General features: G+C 47.5%; 18 protein-coding genes. 14 read left to right on the top strand and 4 right to left on the bottom strand.

The genetic code is table 11. The features are described from left to right. Positions 1-90 precede the first annotated feature (90 nt). The 4 genes from MHI52_RS25340 (at position 91) to dnaI (ending at position 8,580) form a co-directional block, all read left to right on the top strand. Positions 91-1,410 carry a glycoside hydrolase family 125 protein gene (locus MHI52_RS25340; RefSeq protein ID WP_076329001.1) on the top strand — a complete coding sequence of 440 codons (1,320 nt, stop codon included), beginning with the start codon at positions 91-93 and terminating at the stop codon, positions 1,408-1,410. Continuing rightward, positions 1,407-4,586, top strand: a complete 3,180-nt coding sequence (locus MHI52_RS25335) for a beta-galactosidase (RefSeq protein WP_405157856.1) — start codon at positions 1,407-1,409, stop codon at positions 4,584-4,586. The genes MHI52_RS25340 and MHI52_RS25335 overlap by 4 nt, the downstream gene beginning before the upstream one ends. Continuing rightward, positions 4,583-7,366, top strand: a complete 2,784-nt coding sequence (locus MHI52_RS25330) for an alpha-mannosidase (protein WP_405157855.1) — start codon at positions 4,583-4,585, stop codon at positions 7,364-7,366. The genes MHI52_RS25335 and MHI52_RS25330 overlap by 4 nt, the downstream gene beginning before the upstream one ends. A gap of 263 nt (positions 7,367-7,629) precedes the next feature. Then, positions 7,630-8,580, top strand: a complete 951-nt coding sequence (gene dnaI, locus MHI52_RS25325; RefSeq protein WP_076319793.1) for a primosomal protein DnaI — start codon at positions 7,630-7,632, stop codon at positions 8,578-8,580. Positions 8,581-8,760: 180 nt separating this feature from the next. On the opposite strand, the gene MHI52_RS25320 is transcribed toward dnaI, so the two are convergent. Beyond that, on the bottom strand, positions 8,761-8,916 hold the full coding sequence (locus MHI52_RS25320) for a hypothetical protein (protein ID WP_017692450.1): 156 nt from the start codon (positions 8,914-8,916) through the stop codon (positions 8,761-8,763). Positions 8,917-9,178: 262 nt separating this feature from the next. On the opposite strand from MHI52_RS25320, the gene trxA reads away from it, so the two are divergent. Together trxA and uvrC are read left to right on the top strand one after the other, a co-directional pair. Then, a complete protein-coding gene (gene trxA, locus MHI52_RS25315; RefSeq protein ID WP_017692451.1) occupies positions 9,179-9,496 on the top strand; it encodes a thioredoxin in 318 nt (105 codons plus the stop codon). Positions 9,497-9,942: 446 nt separating this feature from the next. Then, entirely contained in the window at positions 9,943-12,030 is a 2,088-nt protein-coding gene (uvrC, locus tag MHI52_RS25310; RefSeq protein WP_405157854.1) for an excinuclease ABC subunit UvrC, read from the top strand. Here uvrC and MHI52_RS25305 read toward each other — a convergent pair. Continuing rightward, the gene (locus tag MHI52_RS25305; RefSeq protein ID WP_405157853.1) at positions 11,999-13,696 is read right to left on the bottom strand and encodes a CPBP family intramembrane glutamic endopeptidase; all 1,698 of its coding nucleotides are present in this window, start codon (positions 13,694-13,696) and stop codon (positions 11,999-12,001) included. The genes uvrC and MHI52_RS25305 overlap by 32 nt on opposite strands. 521 nt (positions 13,697-14,217) lie before the next feature. Here MHI52_RS25305 and MHI52_RS25300 point away from each other — a divergent pair. Both MHI52_RS25300 and MHI52_RS25295 read left to right on the top strand, forming a co-directional pair. Then, positions 14,218-15,537 carry a TrkH family potassium uptake protein gene (locus tag MHI52_RS25300; RefSeq protein WP_047841360.1) on the top strand — a complete coding sequence of 440 codons (1,320 nt, stop codon included), beginning with the start codon at positions 14,218-14,220 and terminating at the stop codon, positions 15,535-15,537. Between the two features lie 54 nt (positions 15,538-15,591). Next, positions 15,592-16,263 (top strand): TrkA family potassium uptake protein, encoded by a 672-nt coding sequence (locus tag MHI52_RS25295; protein WP_017692455.1) that lies wholly within the window; start codon positions 15,592-15,594, stop codon positions 16,261-16,263. A 54-nt stretch (positions 16,264-16,317) separates the two neighbouring features. Here the strand turns inward: MHI52_RS25295 and MHI52_RS25290 are convergent, their stop codons facing one another. Further along, positions 16,318-17,247 carry a LysR family transcriptional regulator gene (locus MHI52_RS25290; protein ID WP_036673385.1) on the bottom strand — a complete coding sequence of 310 codons (930 nt, stop codon included), beginning with the start codon at positions 17,245-17,247 and terminating at the stop codon, positions 16,318-16,320. A gap of 295 nt (positions 17,248-17,542) precedes the next feature. Between MHI52_RS25290 and MHI52_RS25285 the strand changes: the two genes are divergently transcribed. The 6 genes from MHI52_RS25285 to MHI52_RS25260 all read left to right on the top strand — a co-directional run bounded on the left by MHI52_RS25285 (position 17,543) and on the right by MHI52_RS25260 (position 23,919). After that, entirely contained in the window at positions 17,543-18,211 is a 669-nt protein-coding gene (locus tag MHI52_RS25285; RefSeq protein ID WP_036605792.1) for a succinate dehydrogenase cytochrome b558 subunit, read from the top strand. Between the two features lie 43 nt (positions 18,212-18,254). Beyond that, complete coding sequence (gene sdhA / locus MHI52_RS25280; protein WP_036673387.1) at positions 18,255-19,997, top strand: succinate dehydrogenase flavoprotein subunit; 1,743 nt, start codon at positions 18,255-18,257, stop codon at positions 19,995-19,997. Between the two features lie 417 nt (positions 19,998-20,414). Continuing rightward, the gene (sdhB, locus tag MHI52_RS25275) at positions 20,415-21,179 is read left to right on the top strand and encodes a succinate dehydrogenase iron-sulfur subunit (protein ID WP_036605794.1); all 765 of its coding nucleotides are present in this window, start codon (positions 20,415-20,417) and stop codon (positions 21,177-21,179) included. Positions 21,180-21,354: 175 nt separating this feature from the next. Further along, positions 21,355-22,329 carry a metallophosphoesterase gene (locus MHI52_RS25270; protein ID WP_405157852.1) on the top strand — a complete coding sequence of 325 codons (975 nt, stop codon included), beginning with the start codon at positions 21,355-21,357 and terminating at the stop codon, positions 22,327-22,329. 57 nt (positions 22,330-22,386) lie between these two features. Then, the gene (locus tag MHI52_RS25265) at positions 22,387-23,118 is read left to right on the top strand and encodes a metallophosphoesterase family protein (protein WP_405157851.1); all 732 of its coding nucleotides are present in this window, start codon (positions 22,387-22,389) and stop codon (positions 23,116-23,118) included. A 168-nt stretch (positions 23,119-23,286) separates the two neighbouring features. Next, positions 23,287-23,919, top strand: coding sequence for a GNAT family N-acetyltransferase (locus MHI52_RS25260; RefSeq protein WP_053061418.1), 633 nt, complete (start codon positions 23,287-23,289; stop codon positions 23,917-23,919). A gap of 473 nt (positions 23,920-24,392) precedes the next feature. Here MHI52_RS25260 and MHI52_RS25255 read toward each other — a convergent pair whose 3' ends face one another. Next, positions 24,393-25,202 (bottom strand): histidinol-phosphatase, encoded by an 810-nt coding sequence (locus MHI52_RS25255; protein ID WP_340028418.1) that lies wholly within the window; start codon positions 25,200-25,202, stop codon positions 24,393-24,395. Between the last annotated feature and the right edge of the window lie 16 nt (positions 25,203-25,218).

The following is a 25,218-nucleotide window of genomic DNA, read 5'->3' as shown; positions in this document are numbered from 1 at the left end:
TTCTGTCATCGTAGTGGTCTAGTGTGAATGTTCTCAGCTTGATCCTGTATAGCTACACCATTCAATTTGTTTAAGGAGTTGCACTCATCCATGGAACAGTTCAGATTACCCAAAATACCCATGCCACCTGTTGCTTTGCCACAATCCATTCAGGCCGTGCTCGAAGAAGCAGAACAGAAACTGGCACACCGACCAAAACTACTTCAATTATTCAAAAACTGCTTCCCCAACACTATAGAAACAACAACTAAGTTGATGGAGGACGGTACGACTTTTGTTATCACAGGAGATATTCCGGCTTCCTGGCTGCGTGATTCCGTGGAGCAGGTGGTACATTACATTCCGTTTGCAAAAGAAGACGAGGACCTGCAACGCATTATTGGCGGGCTGATCAAACGTCATATCCAATATGTTCACATCGATCCATATGCCAATGCCTTCAATGAGACTGCTAACGACTGGCATTGGAACACGACGGACGAGACCGAGATGTCACCTTGGGTGTGGGAACGCAAATTCGAGATTGACTCATTATGTTTTGTTGTACGTTTGGCGTATTTATATTGGAAGGAAACCGAGCTGACCGACATTTTTGATTCAAGCTTCAAAGCAGCGATGCGTAAAATTGTGGACCTGTTCAAAGTCGAACAGCATCACATGGAACAATCTCCATATCGCTTCACTCGTAATAACGGCATCCCAACAGATTCCCTGCGCAATCACGGAAAAGGTATGCCAGTCAACTACACGGGGATGATCTGGTCCGGTTTCCGTTCCAGTGATGATGCGTGTGATTTCCACTACAATATCCCTGGCAACATGTTCGCGGTTGTCGCTCTGCGCCAAATGCAGGAGTTTGCCGAGTGGGTGTTCCGGGATATGGAACTTTTGCAGGAATTGAAGGATCTGGAGCAGGACGTGGATCACGGCATTCAGTTGTATGGTATTTATCGTCATCCGGAATTTGGACCGATCTATGCGTACGAGACGGACGGTTATGGCAACCACTGTCTCATGGACGATGCGGGTACACCGGGACTCATGTCCATTCCATATCTGGGTTACGTCACAGCAGATGATCCGATCTACCAGAATACCCGCCGCTTCGCTCTGAGCAAAGAGAACCCATTTTATTATGAAGGCAAGGTTGCCAAAGGAATTGGTAGCCCACACACACCGCCCGATTACATCTGGCATATGGGATTGTCCATGCAAGGACTGACTGCGCAGTCTGCCGAGGAGAAACTGGAGATTATTCGCATGCTCGAAGCAACGGATGCAGATACAGGTTATATGCATGAAGGCTTCCACGCCGATGATCCAACGATTTTTACACGAAAATGGTTTGCATGGTCCAACAGCCTGTTCTCCCAGTTGGTCTACAGATCGATGAAGGATGGCCTGTTATGAGTATCCAACCTAATGATAAAAAGCTGATTATCTTCGCTGATCCTGCGTTTCCGATGGAAGGTGCTTCTCCAACTCATGAGGCTCTGAATACATGGAAAGCAGTTGAAGAGATCACCGTTGTAAACGCCGAAGAACTCGCAGAGGCTTTGAAGACCACAGCAGGTGAAGGATGTCTGGTCAATCTGCATGCACCCTATTTTCCCAAGTTCGCCTGGACGGAGATTGCCGCTTACTTGCATCAGGGCGGAAGCCTGATCAGTGTGGGGGGCGCACCCTTCAAACGTCCGGTTCGATATGAAAATGGGGCATGGGTTGTAGAGTCCGAGCAGACCGCGTATCATCAGGAACTCTATATTCATGAGGCACTGAACGTATCTTCTGCCAATGTGCAATCGTACACTTCATCCGAACAGATCCCGCTTCTCACTGGGAAAGAGGGGCTGTTCGAGAAGGCAGATACATGGAATTTGGTTCCACATACAACCAAAACAAGTGATCTGCCCCACCAGATGGGGTCATCAGGACCGATGAGTACGCAGATTTATCCATTGCTTCGTGGCATGAGTAAAGACGGGCGCAGTGTCGCCGCTCCGATCGTTCTGTGGGAAAACTCGCGCGGGACTTTCGTAGGTTCACGCTGGATGTTTGTACATCTGCCGCTGACCACCTCATTCTGGACGCAGGATGGCGCTGCCGAGATTGTGAAATGGGCGCAATTCTGTGCGCAAGGTGTAACCGAGTTATCCCTCAAAACGAATTATGCTTCGTATGAGCCAGATGAGCGGGCTATACTCACACTTCAAGGCCAGATTTTACAGCGAGCAGGGAACAGACTTACCGAGTCCGAGCTGTGGGCATTCGACATAACAGTCGAGCATGAAGATCGCACAAGTGGCACGACGGAGAAGGTATGGAGCCATCGACTGGAGATGGAACTTTCCGGTGAGCAGCGTTTCGAACGTATACTTCTCCCGGTATCCATTGAAAGTGGGCTGTATCGGATCGTATGCCACGCGCAGGCTCCTGACGGTGAAGTTCGGACCTTGCGTCAAGGCTTCTGGGGACAGGATGCTGCACTGCTGGCAGAAGGGGAAGTGATTACCCGCAGCAGGGATTATTTTGTAAAAGACGGACGCCCTCTCCCTGTTGTGGGCATGACCTACATGACCTCCGATGTGGCACGGAAATTTCTGTTTCTGCCGAATGCGGATGTTTGGGATCGAGACATGGCCCAGATGGCAAAAGCCGGCATCAACTGGATTCGGACAGGAATCTGGACCGCCTATCGCAACATGATGCAGGTGGACGGACATATGGCAGAGGATGTGCTTCGTGCCATTGATGCATTTATTTTAACGGCGAAACGCCACGGCTTACAGGTCACGTTCACTTTCTTCTCCTTTACACCAGAGACATGGGAAGGCACGAATCCGTATTTGGACCCGCAGAGTGTCGAAGCACAGAAACGTTTCATCCGCAGCATCGTCAGTCGTCACACGCATACAACACATGTGGACTGGGATCTAATTAATGAGCCATCGATGTTCGATCCAGTACGTATCTTCTCAGCTGGCCCACGCTCGGCGAGGGATTCGTATGAACAGCAGGCTTATATCGCTTGGCTTCAGCAGCGTCATGAGACGATTGAAGCGTTGCAGGAGGCATGGAACATGTCGCCGAAGCAGCTCCCCAACTTTGCAGCCGCAGTGATCCCGGAGGCGGAAGAGATTAATTTTGATGTACAGGACATGCACAAGGCCAAAAAGGGAACACGCTGGCTCGATTACTGTCTCTTCTCCATGGAGATGCACAATGGTTGGGCTAGAAAGCTTGTAGGTACGATCAAAGACCTGGTTCCCGATCATCTGGTTACCGTGGGACAGGACGAAGCCCTTGGTGCACAGCGTCCTTCTCCGTTCTTCTATGAACGTGAAGTGGATTATACAACCGTGCATTCCTGGTGGTTGAACGATGATCTGATCTGGGATGGCATTTTCGCCAAAACGCCATACAAACCGAATCTCATTCAGGAGACGGGCATCATGTATGTGGAAACCCCCGATGGGCGAGCTAAACGTACGGAAGAGGAGCTTCGTGGTATTCTCGAACGAAAGTACGCCTATGCTTTCTCGACAGGCGGCGCTGGCGCCGTGCAATGGATCTGGAACACCAACTTCTATATGGATAATGCCAATGAGTCCCATATTGGGGCCCTTCGTGCAGATGGTACGGAGAAACCCGAGGCGGATGTGTCTTATGATTTTGGCCGATTCATGCATGGCATTCGTGATCTCTTTGAAGACCGTGAGCTGGAAGATATTGCAGTGGTGTTCCCTTATTCCAATGACTTCTCCAACCGTGCCTTGGCCTATGATGCCACAACAAAGCTTACTCGCGTAATGTCTTATGATCTAAAAATTCCGTTCCGTGCGTTATCCGAATATCATCTGGAAGCGTTGGAGCAGCAACCACCTAAGCTGATTATCGTACCGAGTCCGCACAATATGGAGAGCGATGCACTTCAACAATTGCTCACGTTTGCGGAGAAGGAAGGCACGAGCCTGCTCATTACAGGGCCGCTGGGACTGGACGCATACTGGAAGGCAACTGACCGGGCCGATCATATCGTAGGTAAACGCAGTCTGGGTAACGTACAGCGGGAAGAACTGCTGAATATTAACGGCGTGAATCACCGGGTGACCTACGGACGGCGTCGTATCGCCGAGGTGGCAAAGGAGACGTTGCTTCATGGAGATAATGGTACAGCAGATGAAGTACACGTTCTGCCTTTGGGTAAAGGGAAATTAATCTGGACTCCACTTCCGCTCGAGTTAAATGGACGGGACGAGCCACTTGCTGAATTGTATCGTTATGCGACTGAAATTTCGGGCATTGAACAGGAGTTAGAATGGATATCTGGCGGAGATATCGCAGGGATCTATGGCCGGAAGCTGAGTTTTCCAAAAGGAAATCTGTATGTATTTGTATCGGAGTTTGCCTTTAACCATGAAGTTCATGTGAGAGATCAACGTACAGGTGTATCGTATGCGTTCCAACTGGAAAAAAATCGTTCGGTGCTGTTTGCCACGGATGCTTCCGGAAAGCTGACTACGATGTATCGCCCTGATGAGGTTGAGATTGTACAACAAGATGAAAGAGGTGGGATAACACGATGACCAAGAAAAAGAGAGCACATATTATTTCGCATACCCACTGGGATCGGGAATGGTACTTGCCGTATGAGAAGCATCATATGCGTCTTATTCAGCTCGTCGATTCACTGTTGGATCAGCTTGATGAGGGATCGGACTATAAAAGCTTTTATTTGGATGGACAAACGATTATCATCGATGACTATCTTCAGGTTCGCCCGGAGCAGAAGGAACGACTGGAGAAGCATATTCGCAATGGGCGGATTGTGATTGGACCATGGTACATTTTGCAGGATGCGTTTCTGACGAGCGGAGAAGCCAATGTGCGCAACATGCAGGTTGGACATAAGGACGCCAAACGTTACGGCACCCCTTCGAAAATTGGTTACTTTCCCGATACATTCGGATTGGTCGGGCAGACTCCACAGCTGATGCAGCAATCAGGCATTGATAATGTGTTTTTTGGACGTGGTGTGAAGCCGACGGGATTTAACAATACGGTATCGGATGCCGGATATGAATCAAGCTTCTCGGAGCTGATGTGGGAAGGACCAGACGGATCAAAAGTGCTCGGCGTATTGTTTGCCAACTGGTACTCCAACGGAAATGAAGTTCCAGTAGACGAGGAATCGGCCCGCAAGTTCTGGGAAACCAAGCTTGCAGATGCCGAGAAATATGCATCGACCAATGAGTTGTTGTACATGAACGGATGTGATCACCAGCCGATTCAGCGAGATCTGCCAGAAGCGATTCGCATGGCTGAACAATTACATCCCGATATCGAGTTCATTCACTCAAACTTTCCGGATTATCTGGAAGCTTTGAGAGCATCGTCTGAACATGAACTGTCCACGGTCAAAGGAGAACTGCGCAGCCAGCGTACCGATGGCTGGGGAACTCTGGTGAACACCGCCTCTGCTCGTGTGTATCTGAAACAGATGAACCAGCTGGGCCAGACTATGCTGGAAAAAGTGGCTGAACCCCTGGCATCCTACGCCTATCTGCTTGGACATGCCTATCCACATGACCAACTGACGTATGCCTGGAAAACGCTGATGCAAAATCACCCGCATGACAGCATCTGTGGATGCAGTGTGGATGAGGTGCACCGCGAGATGGTGACACGGTTTGATAAGAGCCGTCATGTAGCAGAGGCTTTAATTGAAGAGAGCACCAGCCAGATTGCTACAGCTGTCGATACCTCCATATTTGAGCGTTACGGCGAAAATGCCCGGCCTGTTGTAGTGTTTAATACAACGGGGTGGGAACGCAGCGGTGTAGTTCAGATGGAACTGGACGCGACTCGGTTGTATTTCCGGGATGGACATACATTGGAGGAAATGGCGGCACAGATGAAAGCCGTTGACCTGTCAGATCGCATACTGGTAGATGAAGATGGTAATCACATTCCATGTACGGTGGAGGATCTGGGTCTGCAATTCGGCTATGATCTGCCGGATGATCGCTTCCGTCAGCCGTATAGCTGTCGGCGCGTTCGTATTCGTTTTGAAACAGAAAATGTAGCTGCATTTGGCCTGAAAACCTATGCATTGGTCAACTTTGTGGATCATTCAAAGAGTGGCTCTCCATCGAAAATAAATACCTTGTTGCGTGGTGAACGTGGTATGGAAAATCAACATATGATCGTCACGATTGCAGACAACGGTTCATTCACACTCACAGACAAACGAACAGGCCGGACTTACAAGGACCTTGGCGTGTACGAAAATGTGGGCGATATCGGTAATGAATACATGTTCAAGCAACCAGAGAATGAAGTGGCGCGAACAACACACGAGCTTCAGGCCGAGATTCGGGTCCTTGAGGATACATCATACTTGGCCTCGTTTGAAGTGATTCATCATTGGGAAATACCGGAGTCAGCGGATGAGATGCTGGATCAGGAACAACGGGAGCTGATTTATTATCCATACCGTAAAGCCCAGCGTTCAACTAAAATGATTCCGCTCCAGATTCGTACAGTGATATCACTGAGTCGTAATGGAAAAGGAGTACAAATGGAAACAACCTTCAACAATCAGGCGAAGGATCATCGGGTGCGTGCTCTTTTCCCAACGGATCTTGTATCTGCTGTTCATCATGTGGATTCCATGTTCGAAATTGCAACGCGTGATAACAAGCCTGCACCGGAGTGGCAAAATCCAAGCAATACACAGCATCAACAGAATTTTGTGGATGTGAGTGAAAAAGAGGCGGGATTGGTCGTAGCCAATCTGGGTCTGAATGAATATGAAGTCCTTCAAGATGGACGTAACACCATCGCCGTAACGCTGCTTCGTGCTGTGGGCGAACTCGGAGACTGGGGTTTGTTCCCGACACCGGAAGCACAATGCCTTGGTGAACATACATTTCAGATCGGGATCATTCCGCATGATGGAAATGGTGCAGCATCAGGTGCATATATTGAGGCGTATCAGTTCCAGGTTCCTTGGACGCTGGCACAAACCGAAGTACACCCAGGTTATCTGACACCTAACAACACACCGTTTGCATGGCAAGGGGAAGGATTGGCGTTTTCTTCACTCAAGGTAAATGAGGATTCCGGTGATGTGATGCTACGCTGGTTCAATATGACCACCGACTCTGCCACGTTGAAGCTTGCAACATCACAAGCGAATCCGCAGCCATTCGAAACGGCATACAAAAGCAACATCTTGGAGGAAGAGGGCGAAATACTTCATCTCAACAGCATAGAAGAGGCATCAACATTATCATTTGCCACCAAGGAATGGAACATACAGACAGATTCATGCGAGATCGTTACTGTTGGCTTGCGCCGCTGATCAAAGTTGTTTAAAGAGTCGAAAAACAGACTTTTGAACACACACTAAAAGGTACAGGACTGCAAGTGTACTATAAACTAGGCATTACGTACGGTGGCAGAAGGGTTACGCTATTTACCAGATCTATGAGTTGAGTTATTGGTTGTTTTTCTATAGAATGAACAGTAGAATTGCAAATGATCGAAAGTTCCTATGCCATCAAGATGGTCACAGGTACACTTCATTGTTCATTCTATATTGAAACATTAAGGGGGCTTGAAGCCATGGAATCCTTGGGAGGACTGCTTCAGCAGCTGAACCCTGCCTTTCGTGAGCAATCGCGGCGGATTGCGGCGGAATTGATGGAAAATCCGTACGTACGCGAATTCCGCGCAGGTCATCCTGAACTGCAAGATGCACAGCTCATGACTGATCTGAGCAAGCTGTTTCAGTACGCCAAAGACTCTAAGAACTGTGCGAATTGTCCGGGACTCGACAACTGTCCTAACGATTTTCAGGGCCACTTTTGCAAACTGGAAGTAGAACATTTTAACGGTAAACCCGAAATCATAGATATAAAAGCGCCTTGTTCCAAACATATCGCCCGGCAAAATGAACATATTATTAAGCAACGCATTCGCAGTTTCTATGTGGACGAGCGTGCGCTCAGTGCCGGATACAATGACGTTGAGATTATGGGCAAGGATCGGATGCGTGCTCCGGCAGTAAATCAGGTGCTTCGTTATATTAGGGAGACCAAGGAGAATGGATTATCTCCGCAAGGACTGTTTCTGGAAGGAACATTCGGGACGGGTAAGACGTTTCTGATGTGTTATCTGCTGCATGAACTGGCGGTTGCAGGTCACACGGGTGTCATCATCTATATGCCTGACTTTGTGGAGGATCTGAAATCCATGATCAGTGAAGGACAGAAGCTGAAGGAAATGACGGATATTTTGAAAAGTTGTGATCTGCTCATCTTTGATGATATCGGGGCAGAGAATCTGAACCCTTGGGTTCGGGATCATGTGATGGGGTCCATTCTGAACTATCGGATGAATCGTAAACCTACGTTCTATACGTCCAATTACAATCTGGATGGGCTGGAGAAACACCTTAGTTTCACCAACCGGGACGGCGAGGAAATGAATAAAGGGCAGCGTCTCATGGACCGGATTCGTCCATTTGTGGATGTTATCTCCGTTCGGGGTGAGAATCAGCGCGGTAAACGTTAAACCGATCTAATTGAACCAAAAGGTTCTGGACAAGGTTAATCTTCAAATTATCGGTGGAGCTTACGATTTAGAAGCTGAGCTGATTGTAATCAAAAGCTAAAGTAGTCCCAAAAAAAGCCTGGCTTTCGCATTGTCGCGAAAACCGGGCTTTTCTGGTCCTGCGTGAGACCTGTGAGTGTCCTATTCGGTGAGGAATTTGAAGATAACCATACCGAAAAAGATCACTGTCATCAGGCCAGCCATGCCGGCAACACCCGCGATCAGATCAAATAGATCGTTGCGGGGTTCCTCGTTCACATGTTCACGCGGGTCGCTGATCCGCACATTTGCATCCATGTTATTGCCTCCTTATGGGGAAACAGCTTGCCCGTATGGGGGCTGAAACCCGGAGTAATTTTAGTATACTTGGAAAAGAAAGCGTTTGTAAAGATTTTGCAGTTAGTATGTTACATCCTGTAATTGTGAAGATTTGATGTTGGGAAGATGAACATTGCAGCGTTCAATTCACAAGTTTGACGTACCTGTGTTATACTGGAAGTGTCGTTCACGACGTTACAGGTTAAAATAAACCGTAAGTATATATAAGGAGGACAATTTCATGGCTATTGTTAACGTATCCGATCAATCCTTCAACGCTGAAGTAGAAGGCGAAGGAACGGTTCTTGTTGATTTCTGGGCGCCTTGGTGTGGTCCTTGTAAAATGCTCGCTCCAATCCTGGAAGAGCTGTCCACAGAAGTTGGCGATGCAGTGAAAATTGCTAAAGTTAACGTGGATGAAAATCCGGAATCTGCTTCCCGCTTTGGCGTAATGAGCATTCCAACTTTGATCTTCTTCAAAGACGGTCAACCGGTAGATAAAGTGGTTGGTCTGAATTCGAAAGATGCACTCAAAGGAATTATCGCAAAACACCAATAATTTACAGGCTTACACATACGCCTCCGGTTTACATGCCGGGGGCGTTTTGCGTCGAATACCTTTATATAGGACAATATAAAGTATACTCTTTATATAAAATGAAACTGGAAATTTACATGTTTAACGAAGAAGACAGAAATGAACTGTAGAAGCATAGCCGTTGCAATTTTTATCCGAGTTTCACTTTTTAATATGTATTGCATTAATTACTCACACAATAGCGGAGAGAACAGAAAAAACCTGAAAAAGTGAAGCGTTCGCCTTTATCACCGGATTTTCCCCTTGTAAAAGGGAATCAAAAAATCTGGGGATAACAGCGATTGGAAGGTTGTTCTGTTATCGTAGTGTTCGTGTGAATTACGGCGATCGAAAGATCATTCTGTCGTCGGAGTATTTCATGTAACGTGAGGATTTCAGCTTTTTCGGGAAGGAGGATTCACCGAATTATGGACCAATTCATCAATGATTTGCAGGATCAGGAGAAGGCATTGGAGCAGATTCGTCACAAGCTCGCTTTGCTGCCAGACATGTCTGGATGTTACCTGATGAAAAACAGTGAAGGCACCATTATCTACGTAGGTAAGGCCAAAGTGTTGAAGAACCGCGTACGCTCTTATTTTATCGGCAGTCATAACGGAAAGACGCAGCGTCTGGTGTCCGAAATCCGTGATTTCGAATATATCGTGACGGGCAGTAACATGGAAGCACTCATTCTGGAGTGTAACTTGATCAAGAAACATATGCCGCGGTATAACGTGTTGCTCAAGGATGACAAGACATTCCCATATCTTAAAATTACCAATGAAAAGCACCCCCGGTTGGAAGTAACCCGGCGTGTGCTGAAAGATAAAGCCAAATACTTCGGACCTTATCCGAACTCGTATGCGGCACACCAAACAAAAAAACTGCTCGACCGCATGTATCCACTGCGCAAATGTGGTGTAATGCCCAAAGAAGTGTGCCTGTACTATCACATGGGACAGTGTCTCGCCCCTTGTGTGAAGGAAGTGGAGAAGGAGCAGTACGACCAGATTTCCCAAGAGATTGGTTCATTTCTGAGCGGTGGTCACGAAGAGATCAAGAAGGATTTGCAGCGTAAGATGCAGGAGGCCGCGGAAGATCTTTATTTTGAACGAGCCAAGGAACTGCGCGACCAGGTGATCGCCATCGATGCGATGATGGAAAAACAGAAAATTACGATGGCCGATGCCAGAGACCGTGATGTATTTGGTTTTGCCATTGATAAAGGCTGGATGTGTGTCCAGATTCTATATATGCGTCAGGGTAAAATGATTGAACGTCACGTATCAACCTTCCCGTTTTACGGTGAGGCGTATAGTGACTTCATGTCCTATGTAACACAGTATTACAGCGATAATCCGGCATTGCCACAAGAAATTTTGTTGCCGGAAATGCCCAAGGATCTTGCAACGGATAACGAAAGTTTGGATACAGTATCTGATGCTGAGGGATCGGTGCCTGCCGCAGTTACGGTAGAATTCGAGCAGATGGGACAAGTGGAGCGCAGTAACGCTTCCCAGCCACTGGTTGCTGAGACTCGTGCAGCTTACGGAGGTTCCACAGATGCAGAAGGTGAACAACCTGATAGTATGCAAGAGGATGAATCAATAATGGATATAACTGCTTCAAATGAAAAGCTTCCATCAGGACTGGAAGACCCAACTCAGGTTGCTGCTGCTTTACAGGAGTGGTTGGAGATCAAAGTGCTCATTCCGCAACGTGGATTGAAACGCCAGATGATCACGATGGCTGTGGATAACGCACGTGTGGCATTGGAAGAGAAGTTCCGTTTGATTGAGCGAAATGAAGAACGTACATCCAAAGCTGCCGAAGGACTGGGACGTTTTATTGGATTGGATCAGCTTCACCGTATTGAAGCGTTTGATAACTCGAATATTCAGGGTACAAACCCGGTATCTGCCATGATCGTATTTACCGATGGTAAACCGGATAAGAAGGAATATCGGAAGTACAAGGTCCGTTCGGTTGAAGGGCCGGATGACTATGAAACGATGAGAGAGGTCATCCGGCGCCGTTACGAACGGGTATTAAAAGAAAACCTGACCCAGCCTGACCTGATTGTGGTCGATGGTGGTAAAGGACAGATCTCGGCTGCGGTCGATATTTTGGAAAATGAGCTGGGGCTGTTTATTCCGGTATGTGGTCTGGTGAAGGATGCGAAGCATAAGACTTCGCAGTTGATGATCGGTAATCCACCGGAAGTCATCTCCCTGCCACGGGATAGTCAGGAATTCTACCTGTTGCAGCGGATACAGGAAGAGGTCCACCGTTTTGCGATCTCGTTCCACCGGGAACAGCGTGGCAAATCGATGGTGACATCACGTTTGGATGCCATTCCGGGTATTGGAGAAAAGCGGCGTAAGTTGCTGTTGAAGCATTTTGGCTCTTTGCGCAAAATAAAAGAGGCCAGCGTTGAAGACTTCCGGCCTCTATCTATTGGTGACAAACTGGCAAATCAGATTATTGCAGCACTTCGGGATGAGGAGTCGTAACATACGGCTTCTCTTTTTGTTTTGGATTGAATTTGTAGACCACATATCCAACGATGGCCGGCAGTGCAATCCAGAAGAGTCCAGCTGTCATATTCAGGGCATCGCCCATAAAGACCAAGCTGAGTCCCATCAACAAGCTGTCGAAGATCACATGGGCGAATACAACGGCAATGAAGCCGTGACGCAGCATGATCAGACTGAACAGCAATCCAATCACCAACAGCTCAATGGGACGGGTGATTACTGGATAGATCGGATACAATGTGTGTCCAAGTGCCCAAATGATGGTTGGAATCAAACAGGCAATAAACGTGTTACGCACAATCTTTTGCATCATGCGAATGCCGAACAGTCGATAAACAGTTTCTTCACCAATACCGGCCATCCAAGCCATGATCGGGAAGAGCCAGGCATAGGTCATATTAAATGTAGATTGATCTGCTGACGTCGTTGACCATGTGCCAATGCTTCGCTCCAGAATGAAGAACAGGATGGATTGCACACCCAGTAGAATGAATGCCCACAGGTAACCAGCAACCATGCTGTGAAGTACATATTTTCCATATCCGGGTTCTTTGGCACGAGGCCATGGGTTCAGACCTATTTTGCGCCACATGCCGTCACCAGCAACAAGAGACAGATAGATGGTTGCACTCATGACCAGTGTAATTCCCGCCTGCATTAACATCAGGAACGCTAACATGAAGCTGGAGAGCCCTTGTGCCTGAAAGAGTGGAATCATGTTCAGCGTACCAATTACCGAAGCTGCGAAATACACCAGCGAGAGAATGATCCCGCGTTTGAAAGACGTATGTGCTCGGGTCAGAATGCTATAGATGATTGCCAGCACGCCCAGAACAAAGGTCAGGAATGCATAGCCGCCATAGGTCATCCAATTAGCTTGGCGCGTTTGATCTTTCACATAATCGGTATGGGATTCAGGGACAGAGAATCCAGGATCGAAGGATCGTACCGCACCCTCTTCAAACGTAAAATTCAATTCAAGCTTAGAGTCTCCAATGGCTTTTTCAGAATCCACATACTTCAGTCCCGCTTCACCATCGCGAGTCTCCAGTTGAAGTACCGGCACTTCATAACCGAATTCGGTCAGAACGCCAGCCGCGAGCTGTTGTTTCTCGTCCAGAGACATATTGCCTTCAGCAAGTACTTGCGATGTGGTCACTCGTCCACTAACCTGCTCCGCCTCAATGGCGGTATAGAGTGAAGAAGGTAGTTCTCGTTTGAAGCCGACGACTTTTCCTGTTTTCATATGTACGTCAACATTAAGATAACCGCCCTTGTCTTGATCAGGCAAACGAACGCGGAATACATCGTAAGGATAGCTTGTTTCCCATTTCTGGTTATAGGTATCAAGTTGTTTGGTTTTGGCCATATACCCGTAGATATCCGAATGTGTCTGGTAGGTGACCAGGGTTTTTGCATCATCATTTGGCAGTGTATAGTCATTCACAGAAGCTGCGAATGATCGTGCGGATTGCTTCGCCTGCTCCTTGGTTATGAAGGACGTAGACGAAATTTCTGTCGTTTGTGATGAGGTAGCAGGAAAGATCTGAAATACAAAAAATAGAATCAGGCCAATCGCCGCAAGCAACCCCAGCCGCTTGAAGTTAGCCTTGAGTTGCAAAGGCTGCCCTAAGGGATTCATGTAATGGTGTTCCTCCTTTATTGATAGAGGTAGTTCAAAAAGTTTCTATCTTCATCCCATCTTCTTGGTACTGAAAACCGCCCTTTTTGAACACGCACTAATATGGATATTAAAGTTAACATAGCACAGGCCAAGCACCGAATGCCAATGATGTAACGAAAACAGGTGTAAATCCTTGAAAATGAATGAAAAGGACCGAAAGAATCTGATCCATCCGTCGCCATATCTGAGTTCTTCCCTTTTTGGCTGAATTCGATCCGATTTACACAAAAAACGTTTTGTCTACAAACGTCGCAGCGCTTATAATTTTGAAACAAATGTGCAATGATTCGCATGTCTTTCGCCCAACAAGGGAACGAATAGGATATATTCCAACTTCATTATATATGTCGTTTTAATCTGAATCATACTTGTTTAACGTTTGGGAACAGCATTTCAAATGAAGAAGGCTCCACGGGTGTGGAGTTATTTTCATTTTAGAAGAGGTGGAAGATACTCAAGTGAAACTGAATGTGCAATGGATGCGATTATCGCCACCCCGTATTCTTGTGTTAGGGTTTGCTGGCATTATATTGGTAGGCACACTGTTGTTAATGCTTCCGGCATCCAACCGTAACGGTGACAGTCTTGCATTTATTGATGCGCTCTTTACAGCAACTTCGGCTGTTTGTGTCACTGGTTTGGTTGTGGTCGATACAGGGACTCATTTCTCGGTGCTGGGTCAGGTTGTGATCGCCATTCTGATTCAGATTGGCGGACTGGGCTTCATGACAATGTCCACATTGGTTGCCATTGCGTTCAAACGGCGGATTTCGCTTAGAGAGCGGTTGATTCTACAGGAAGCGATGAATCAGAGCACGATGGAGGGCATCGTCCGGCTGATCCGTAAAGTTGTGATCTACTCACTCATTATCGAAGGCATATGTGGCACACTGTTTGCCATTCGCTGGTCGTTCGACATGCCGATTGGACAGGCGATCTATTATGGCTATTGGCATGCGATCTCCATGTTCAACAATGCGGGCTTTGATATGTTTGGGGATTTCCGCAGTCTGACCGGTTATGTGTATGACCCGTTGGTTAATTTTACAGCAATGTTCCTAATTGTCTCTGGCGGTATCGGTTTTGTAGTGTTGTCAGACCTGGTGGATTACCGCAAAACGCGGAAGCTGTCTCTGCACTCCAAAGTTGTACTGTTAATGACTGGATTGTTAATTGTGTTTGGTGCACTTGTCATTTTCGTATTTGAATTCAGCAATCCACGGACACTGGGTGGCCTGAACTGGGGTGGCAAAATTCTCGGTTCATTCTTCCAGTCCGTTACGCCGCGAACAGCAGGAGCCAATACGGTAGATATTGCCGGGCTGAGACAGGCAACACAGTTCTTTATGATCATTCTGATGTTCATTGGTGCTTCGCCGGGTTCTACCGGAGGCGGGATCAAAACAACGACATTTATGATTATGGCTGGAGCGGTCATCGCCATGATGCGTGGACGTGAAGATATCGTGTTTTTCCGCTACCGGCTCGTACAGGAACGGATCTTCAAGGCGCTTACCATTACATTGCTGGCACTCTTGTTCATCATAGCTGTAACGATGGCATTAAGTACCACAGAAGACGCCAGTTTTATGATGATCTTATTTGAAACAACATCGGCCTTTGGTACCGTTGGATTATCGCTCGGACTGACGCTGAAACTGACTACATTGGGCAAACTCCTGATCTGTTTTACGATGTTTGCAGGAAGGCTTGGACCGATCACATTAGCGTATGCACTTGGGCAGAAAAAGGGTAAAGAGTTATACAGGTATCCGGAAGGCAAAATGATTATTGGATAAATCTATTTTTAGTGAGTTTTGAAATTGATTTGGATAAGGGGTTCGTGAAGAACAATGAAAACACAGCAGTTTGCGGTGATTGGGCTTGGGCGGTTTGGCTCCAGTCTGGCACAGGAATTAATGGAACTCGGCTACGAGGTGCTCGGGATCGATAAAAATGAAGAAGTCGTCGAAGACATTAGTGAATTGGTCACCCATGCCGTTGTAGCCGATGCCACAGATGAGGAAGTGCTACGCTCCCTGGGTATTCGAAATTTTGACTGCTGTATCGTTGCTATCGGGGATGATATTCAGACGAGCATTCTCACCGCGATTCTGTTAAAAGAGCTGGGCGTCAAGACGGTCGTGGCCAAGGCCATATCCGTCCTTCACGGACGCGCATTGGATAAACTGGGGATTGATCGTGTCGTTTATCCTGAGCGGGATATGGGTATTCGGGTTGCCCACCAGCTGGTTACCCCGAACTTGCTGGATTACATTGAATTATCCAATGATTACAGTATTGTCGAGATGAAGGTTCCCGCCTGTCTGCACAACAAAACCCTTTCGACCCTGAATGCACGTGTACGTTTTGGTTGCAGCATTGTGGCATTACAGAAAGAAGCTGGGGTCATTATCGCTCCGACGGCACTGGATTCGCTTCAAATGGGGGATATCATGGTCATTATTGGTAATAATGCAGATATCGACCGATTTGAAGAAGAGGTTATCAGCCAAGAGAGCTGATAATTATCATGAGTTAAATATGGAAGCCAGACGTTAGAGCCTGGCTGTTTCAGATCAAGGCAAAGGCGTCGTAGCCCTCCGTGAGGGCAATGGCGCCTTTGCTGTAAAGAGTGCAGCCGTCTCCTTGACCCATTGTCTGGAGGTCTCGCTGAGGTCCTCTTTTTCCCCATAGATCATACAAGTTGTTCTGCGGGTCTGCTGTAATTGAGGCAAATGAACAGAAACAAGATCATTGTCCGCGAGCAATTGTGGACGAAGATATGACTTGGGCAATAGAGCAGCAGCTTTGGCGGAAGGCAGAAGTCGGATGATCGCTTCGAAGGAATCAATCTCCATGCGAATATCCGGCATCACGGCACAGCGCTGGAAGAGATCGTCCGTTAATTTGCGATACCAGGTGCCTTTGGAGAACGTGATCATCGGCAGATCCTGCAAATGTTCCATCCCGGCTTCCTTACCGGACAAGGGGTGTGTGAGAGGCACAACCAGTTCTAGGTGATCGTCGAATAGCGGCACACAGTTAAGCCCCACTTCGCTGATGGAGGAGGCGACAATGCCCACATCGGCTTTTTTGTCACGCACAAACGAGACAATCTCATGTGTTTTACCCGTCAACAGTTTCAGTTCGGCATTTGGATGTTTCTCCATAAAGGCATTGACGAGAGGTGGTAACGTAGTTTGAAGCGTCGTCAGACTGGCTCCAAGTGTAATGGTGCTCTGTTCTTCGTCTTTATACTGGGCCAGCATGGTGAGGAACTTCTGTTGTTGCTGCTTCTGTTCTACAGCGTAGGTATAGGTGAACTGGCCTACACTGGTTAACTCCAGCCGTTTGCCACGGCGGTGGAACAGGGCAACTCCGAGTTCATCCTCCAATTTGGCGATTTTGCGTGAGAGTGCAGGTTGGGACAAGTTCAGTAACTTGGATGCACGGTTCAGGCTGGACTGCTCCACGACCGCTGCAAATGCATTTAACTCCTCAAACATGAACAATAACCTCTTTTCCATGAATGTGATTCTTGCCCTTGCTCAATCGTTTTCCATGTTGTATAGCCTGTAAACCCAATGTTTCACTGCTTATACCTATAGGTTATAACATTTAATAATTATATTGCAATTCCCTTATAAGAAAAAAAGGAGTAACATGAACCGTGACACAAGTTGTTCACACCTGGGGAAAACGGAACAATTTGTCGAACCTTTTCATGGAAAAGGATTCGTGTCATGATAAGTGAAATCATTTATGAAAACGTTGTATTTAGCGAAAGGGGATCGACATTTTATGAAAGGGTTTTACTCCAGAAAGCTGCACTCCTTGCTTGGCGTCATTCCGCTCAGTTTGTTTTTTGTTGAGCATTTGGTGACGAACTTCACGGCAGTTGAAGGCGGCAAAGAAGCTTTTTACGGTGCCGTTGCATTTCTGAACGGTTTGCCTCTTGTTATTGTAATTGAGGCATTACTTATCTGGTTGCCGTTGTTCTATCACGGTGTTTATGGTCTTTACATTGCCTATCAGGCCAAGCCTAATGTTGGGCGTTACGGTAATGAGCGCAACTGGCGCTACACGTTACAGAGGGTAAGCGGTATTATTACGTTTGTATTCGTCATCTGGCACGTATGGGAGACGCGAGTACAGATTGCGCTGGGTAATGTATCCCATGAAGAGATTGGCGGCGTCATACATGATGCGGTGACGAATCCGATAACCTTTGCGATATATATGATCAGTGTGGTTGCGGCGTCATATCACTTTGCCAATGGTCTGTGGTCGTTCCTCGTTAGCTGGGGAATTACGGTTGGTCCGCGTGCGCAACGTGTATCCTCTTACGTATGTATGAGCTTGTTCGCTATTGTTTCCATCATGTTTATTGCTTCACTATTTGCTTTCCGGAGCATTGATTTCCAAACAGCTACTTCGATGATTGACGCAGTAAAAACAGTTCTAATTTAAGCATTTAGCGTATAAATGCTGACTTATAAGGGAGTGAACAGCAATGGCATCAACGAATGTAATTATTGTGGGCGGCGGTCTCGCGGGATTGATGGCGGCGATCAAATCGGCTGAAGCCGGAGTCCATGTTCATTTATTTTCACTGGTTCCTGTTAAACGATCCCACTCTGTATGCGCACAAGGCGGCATTAATGGAGCGGTAAATACCAAGGGTGAGGGTGACTCCCCATGGGTACACTTTGACGATACGGTATACGGCGGTGACTTCCTTGCGAACCAACCTCCTGTTAAAGCGATGTGCGAAGCAGCACCTGGCATCATTCACTTGATGGACCGTATGGGCGTAATGTTCAACCGGACACCGGAAGGTTTGCTTGATTTCCGTCGTTTCGGGGGAACGAAGCATCACCGTACGGCGTTTGCCGGAGCGACAACAGGACAACAATTGCTCTATGCATTAGACGAGCAGGTACGTCGCTGGGAAGCAGCTGGCTTGGTTACGAAATATGAGAACTGGGAGTTCCTGCAGGCAGTTTTGGATGATGAAGGCGTATGTCGCGGGATCGTGGCTCAGGATCTGAAAACGATGAAGGTACAGACCTTCCCGGCAGAAGCGGTTATTCTGGCGAGTGGTGGTCCGGGGATCATCTTCGGTAAAACGACCAACTCTGTAATTAACACAGGTACAGCGGCAAGTGCGGTGTATCAACAAGGTGTAAATTACGCAAACGGGGAGTTCATTCAGATTCACCCAACAGCCATTCCAGGGGATGACAAGCTACGTCTCATGTCTGAATCCGCGCGTGGTGAAGGTGGACGGATCTGGACGTACAAAGACGGAAAACCTTGGTACTTCCTTGAAGAAAAATATCCATCCTACGGTAACCTGGTTCCACGTGATATCGCGACTCGTGAAATCTTCAGCGTCTGCGTAGATATGGGTCTGGGTGTGAACGGCGAGAACATGGTTTATCTCGACCTGTCGCACAAAGATCCGAAGGAACTGGATGTTAAACTCGGCGGAATCATTGAGATCTATGAGAAGTTCATGGGTGATGACCCGCGTAAAATCCCAATGAAAATCTTCCCGGCAGTCCATTATTCCATGGGCGGCATGTGGGTAGATTACAATCAAATGACTAACATTCCGGGGCTGTTCGCAGCTGGTGAATGTGAATATCAATACCATGGTGCGAACCGTCTGGGTGCAAACTCATTGGTATCTGCGATCTATGGTGGTATGGTGGCTGGACCAAAAGCGGCTGAATATATCAAAGGACTTAAAAAATCGTCCGCTGATATCCCATCTTCCGTATTTGAGAAACACACCAAACAACAAAGCGACAAGTACGAAGGCATCTTGAAAATGCAGGGCACGGAAAATGCCTATGTCATCCATAAAGAGCTTGGCGAGTGGATGACAGCCAATATGACGGTTGTGCGCTACAACGACAAGCTTGAAGCCACGATTGGCAAGATCAAGGAATTGAAAGAGCGTTATGGCAAAATCAACATGTATGACAGCTCTGGTTGGAATAACCCGAGCGCAGCATTCACTCGCCAACTGTGGAACATGATTGAATTGGCAGAAGCAATGACTCTCGGTGCACTGCTGCGTAACGAAAGCCGCGGCGCGCATTACAAACCGGAATTCACGGAACGTAATGACGAAGAGTTCCTGAAAACGACTATCGCAAGTTGGTCGAAGGAAGGCCCGAAAATCTCGTACGAGCCAGTAGACGTATCCTTGATCCCACCACGTATCCGGGATTACTCCAAGGATTAAATATCACGGATTTATTTATAAGGTTAAATATTAAGCACCTGAACGAAGAAGGCAGGAGAACTTTGGAGAAGCAAAGCTTCTTCAAAGTTACTGCCATCAAAGTGAAGGAAAGACCCAGAAGAAGCAAAGCCCTAGCGATGCTTCAGAACTTCAATACTGCCTCCAGCATGAATGGAGTGCAGTTTTCCAGCAAAGTTACCCAGTGCACAACATAGCGGAAGAAGCGGAAATGCCCAGAAGAAGCGAAGCGCTCGCCTTTATCACCGGATTTTAACCCTGTGAAGGGTTGATCAAAAAAATCCGGGGATAACAGCGATCAGAGGGGCATTCCGCTGACGAAGCGTCTCCTGTGCACCAAAAGACTAACTTTGCGCATCAGCAACACCAATCATCGTCACCAGAGGAGGGGACTACGATATGGCGGAACAAGCTACAGCCAACAAAACCGTCAAGTTTATCATCACCCGTCAGGATAGCCCGGAGTCATCTTCGTACAACGAAGAATTTGAGCTTCCGTACCGTCCCAACATGAATGTGATCAGCGCCCTGATGGAGATTCAGCGGAACCCGGTCAATACAGATGGCAAATCCATTGCTCCCGTGTGCTGGGATTCCAACTGTCTCGAAGAAGTCTGCGGTGCCTGCTCCATGGTCATCAACGGCAAGCCACGTCAAGCATGTGCAGCCCTGATCGACAAGCTCGAACAGCCTGTTCGTATCGAACCGATGAAGACATTCCCAGTGGTTCGTGACTTGGTCATCGACCGTAGCCGGATGTTTAGCGCCCTGAAACGAGTAAAAGCATGGATTCCGATCGATGGTACCTATGACCTCGGTCCAGGTCCACGGATGCCTGAGAAGAAGCGTCAGTGGGCATATGAGCTGTCCAAATGCATGACATGTGGAGTATGTCTGGAGGCATGCCCGAACGTCAATGAGAAAACAGACTTTATCGGTCCAGCAGCACTGTCCCAAGTGCGCCTGTTCAACGCTCACCCAACAGGGGAGATGAACGCCGACGATCGTCTGGAAGCGTTGATGGAAGACGGAGGCATTGAGGGCTGTGGTAACTCACAGAACTGTGTGCAATCCTGTCCAAAAGGCATTCCACTGACAACCTCCATTGCCGAAATGAACAAACAAACGACCAAGCATATGTTCAAACGCTGGTTGGGTGTATAATCTCGTCATAACATGTGCAGAAGTGTAATCTGCAACTTAGAAGAAGTCGTGATCCCGTGCAGCAACATGCCGGAGATCCCGGCTTCTTTTTGTAATGAAGCAGAGGAACCGGGCTACCCATGCAGAATATGATATACTAAGGGGATGGATTAAGAGCGTAGAAGGAGGGGGAGATATGGCAGAGACACCGCGTCAGGGCAGCAACAACTCGCCGTCCCAGCGCTCGCACAAAGCATCAGGTGCAGAAGAGTCTGTGTTTCCTGGAGAAGAAAAGGATCATGATCCCTCTCGCCGAAGTTTCTTATTGCGTATGGTTTTGATGACAGCGGGTGCCAGTTTGCTTACAGGAGGTTATGCCTGGTTATGGGAACCGCGTCGTCTGGAGATCAAGCAAGTGGCGCTGAAACTTCCGAAGTTTCCAAAGGCATTTGACGGTTTGCGTGTCGTTCAGTTCAGCGATGCCCATCTTGGTTTTCATACCGGGGTGAAAGAGCTGAAGAAGCTGGCAGCAACGATTGAGGAGCAACGACCGGACTTGATTTGTTTTACCGGAGACATCGTCGAGAGGGAAGCAGAGCCGATGCGTGAATGTATTCCGGTACTCGCCTCCATGAAAGCGAAGTATGGCAAATTTGCTGTTTTGGGGAATCATGATTATCGGGGCGGACAGCAGAATGAAGTGACAACCATGTTCCGTGAAGCTGGATTCACTTTGTTACGGAACGAACATGTGGTGATTGAACAAGGGGGCGAACGTCTGGCCATAGCTGGTCTGGATGACGCACTTACAGGCAGTCCTGATCCTGCCCAAGCCATCAAGGGTTTGGATCATGATGTGTGGAAATTGTTACTTATGCATGAACCGGATTATGCCGATATTGCCACTCCCTATGGTTTCGGATTACAACTTTCCGGTCATAGCCATGGTGGCCAGGTACGTTTTCCTTGGATCGGGGCACTGACAACTCCACGAGGTTCACACAAGTATGTTCAAGGGTTGTATTACACGGATGTCCAGGGGGTATATTACACCACCCAGACACAGATGCCGGTGTATGTGAATCGTGGTTTTGGCATGACTCAACTGCCCATTCGTTTTCTGTGCAGACCAGAATTAACGGTGTTTGAGCTTAAAGGATCAACCACATAAAAGAATATAAGATGAATTTAAAACATAAAGGATTGAACATGAATGGAGGTTATCCAGATGGAAAGAATTGCGATTGTATCCGACATTCATGGCAACATGACTGCCTGGGAAGCAGTGTTAAAAGATATCCGAAGTCGTGGCGTGGAGCGAATCTTTTGTCTTGGTGACCTCGTGGGCAAGGGGCCAGAACCGGTACAGGTTGTGGATCAGGTGAGAGCGACGTGCGAACTTGTTATCCGTGGCAATTGGGATGAACTGGTTGCGGTTAACCAAGACAACGAGAACTTTACGTGGCAAGCAGAGCGGCTGGGTGAGGAACGATTGGCGTACTTGGCGGGCCTACCCTTCAGTCATCAATTTCAACTGAGCGGTCGCACCATCCGTCTGGTCCATGCTTCACCTCAAAGTGTATACCATCGTGTACAGCCGTGGGACGCGATGGAAAAGAGGTTGGCAATGTTTGATCCTCCGGCTGATGAGCCTGAGCAAGGTGTTGCAGATGTTGTAGGTTATGGGGATGTGCATAACGCATTCTTGCAGTATATGAACGGCAAGTTACTGTTTAATGCAGGCAGTGTTGGTAATCCACTCGATCTTCCCCAAGCTTCCTACTGTATTCTGGAGGGTGAAGACAGCAACGATAACAATACCCCGTTCAATGTTCAATTCGTGCGGATGCCTTATGATATTGAGCGAGAAGTACAGGTTGCACAGTCGGCGAATGTTCCTGCATTGGATTTCTATATTCGTGAGATTCGTACGGGTATCTATCGCGGGCTGCAGGAGTAGTCAGCATCTGGACCTTTTAGCGTGAGGAATTGAATGATGCAATATATTAATACTAAAATGCGAATACTAAAGTTCGTGGATCAGTTCAAATGGTATTACGCCGGATCATCATCAGAGCATGCTTGTCTTACCGGACTAGAGCCCGTTTAGGCAAAAGGAGCGATTGTCATGCTTACCCGAAAAATGCTGGTTCAAGGTCTGCCGGCTTTGTGGACAGAGCGTCTTGTCCTGCGATCATTACGTCAAAGTGATTACAGCACATTATCGGAACTCTTTTCCGATCCTCAAGTCATAAGATATGTGAATAGGGGAAGCCAGCCCACGCCAATCCGAGCGAGACGGTTATTGAACCAGATACGGAGCAGCAGCGCCAAGCTGGATTCGTTACATTATGGGATCTGCTGGAGAGGCAAGGAACAAGTTATTGGGATCACCTCATTCCAGCACTGGAATGATCAGAATGGTACCGCACAGATTGGTTATATCCTGAACAGGTCCTGTTGGGGCAGAGGTGTGGCTACCGAGGCGGTACAGCGGCTGCTGCAGTTTGGATTTGACGATCTTCATCTGGGGAGGGTGGAAGCACGTTGTTATGAGGCCAATGTATCTTCACAACGGGTGCTAAGCAAAATAGGGATGTCCTATGAGCGGAGTCTTCCCTCGTTCGGACTGAATGATGAGGATGACGAGGGATCAGAATCCCTGATGGATGTTAAAGTGTATAGCATGTATCGGGAACAATACGTACGCCCGCTTCAGGAAAAAGACCTGCAAACTCTGGTATCTGACAAGCCGCAATGACATAGAGTAAGAGTAGTCAAACGTGAATGAATCGAACTTCAATCATTTGTTACACAATTGAAATATAGCTGCAATTGAACTCTAACAGACAGGGGGTAAACTTATCTCATGACCCCCTTTTTGATAATAGATAATGCTGTTGGGACCCGCGCGAGCGGGTTCATTTTTTTTGTCCATATAAGTTAACTGTGGAATATTTACACTGGCCACTCCGATGACAGAATAACTTTCCGATCGCTGTTATACCCGGATTTTTTTGATTTCCATATTTTTGAAGGGGAAATCCGGGGATAGCGTATGCTTCCGATGCAGCTTTCTTTCAGAAAGCTTTTAGGCGACCGCTTCGCTTCTTCACGTTATTTCTGTCCTCTCCGTTATCGTGTAAAATATAATTATATTTCCTTATATAGGGCAATAAAAGGCCCCCACGGCGTGAACAAGCGCGCTGTGGGGGCCTTTGTGTTTGCTATTTTTTACAGTGGAACAACCTGCATCTGTTTCTGCTTGAAGTATACCCAGTCGGTGAATCCGATCTCCTTGAGACGTGTACGAACGTCATCCAGCTCGTCTGCAACCCGCTGTGGTTTATGAGCATCCGATCCAAATGTCACCTTCACTCCATAATGATGGGCGCGTTCCAGAATGGCATCCGAGGGATACCAGCCACCGCTGAGTTTGGTTTTGCCAGATGTGTTAATTTCGATCGCTACGTTGGATCCTGCAATGACCTGCAACGTTTCATCAATGGCCTGATCAGCGATAATATCGGAGAAAGGTGGATAGTTTCCTTTCATCGCATCAATATGTCCAAGAATCTGGAACATACCGCTGCGAGCCGATTCCCGAATTAATGAATAATAACTTTCTTTCACTTCAACTTTGCGAGCATTGCTTAGGCCATTCCACCGGGTTTTGTTGAAGATACTCACATCCTCGGTATGGTGAACTGAACCAATAATATAGTCAAAAGGATACTGTCCCAGTGTGGTACGGTACAATTCTGCATGAACAGGGAAGTAGTCGGATTCAATGCCGAGCAGCACATCGATTTTACCAGCGTACTCTTCTTTCAAAGCAAGGACTTCTTCCACATAATGCTGCAATTCCGACTTGCCCATTGCGATCCGGGGAAATGCCTGCTCAAGCTCACTGCCAAAGTACGGCGTATGATCCGAGATACCGATGGCCTGAAGTCCTACCTTAATACCTGCCTCTATATAATCGCGGATGTTGCCGTCTGCGTGACCACAACGAAAATGATGTGTATGAAGATCAAATTTCATATGGAATCCTTCCTTT

This window comes from Paenibacillus sp. FSL H8-0283 (genome assembly GCF_045040675.1).
Taxonomy (GTDB): Bacteria; Bacillota; Bacilli; order Paenibacillales; family Paenibacillaceae; genus Paenibacillus; species Paenibacillus amylolyticus.
Note: the sequence above shows the minus strand (reverse complement) of the source record. Positions and strands in the feature narration are given on the sequence as shown.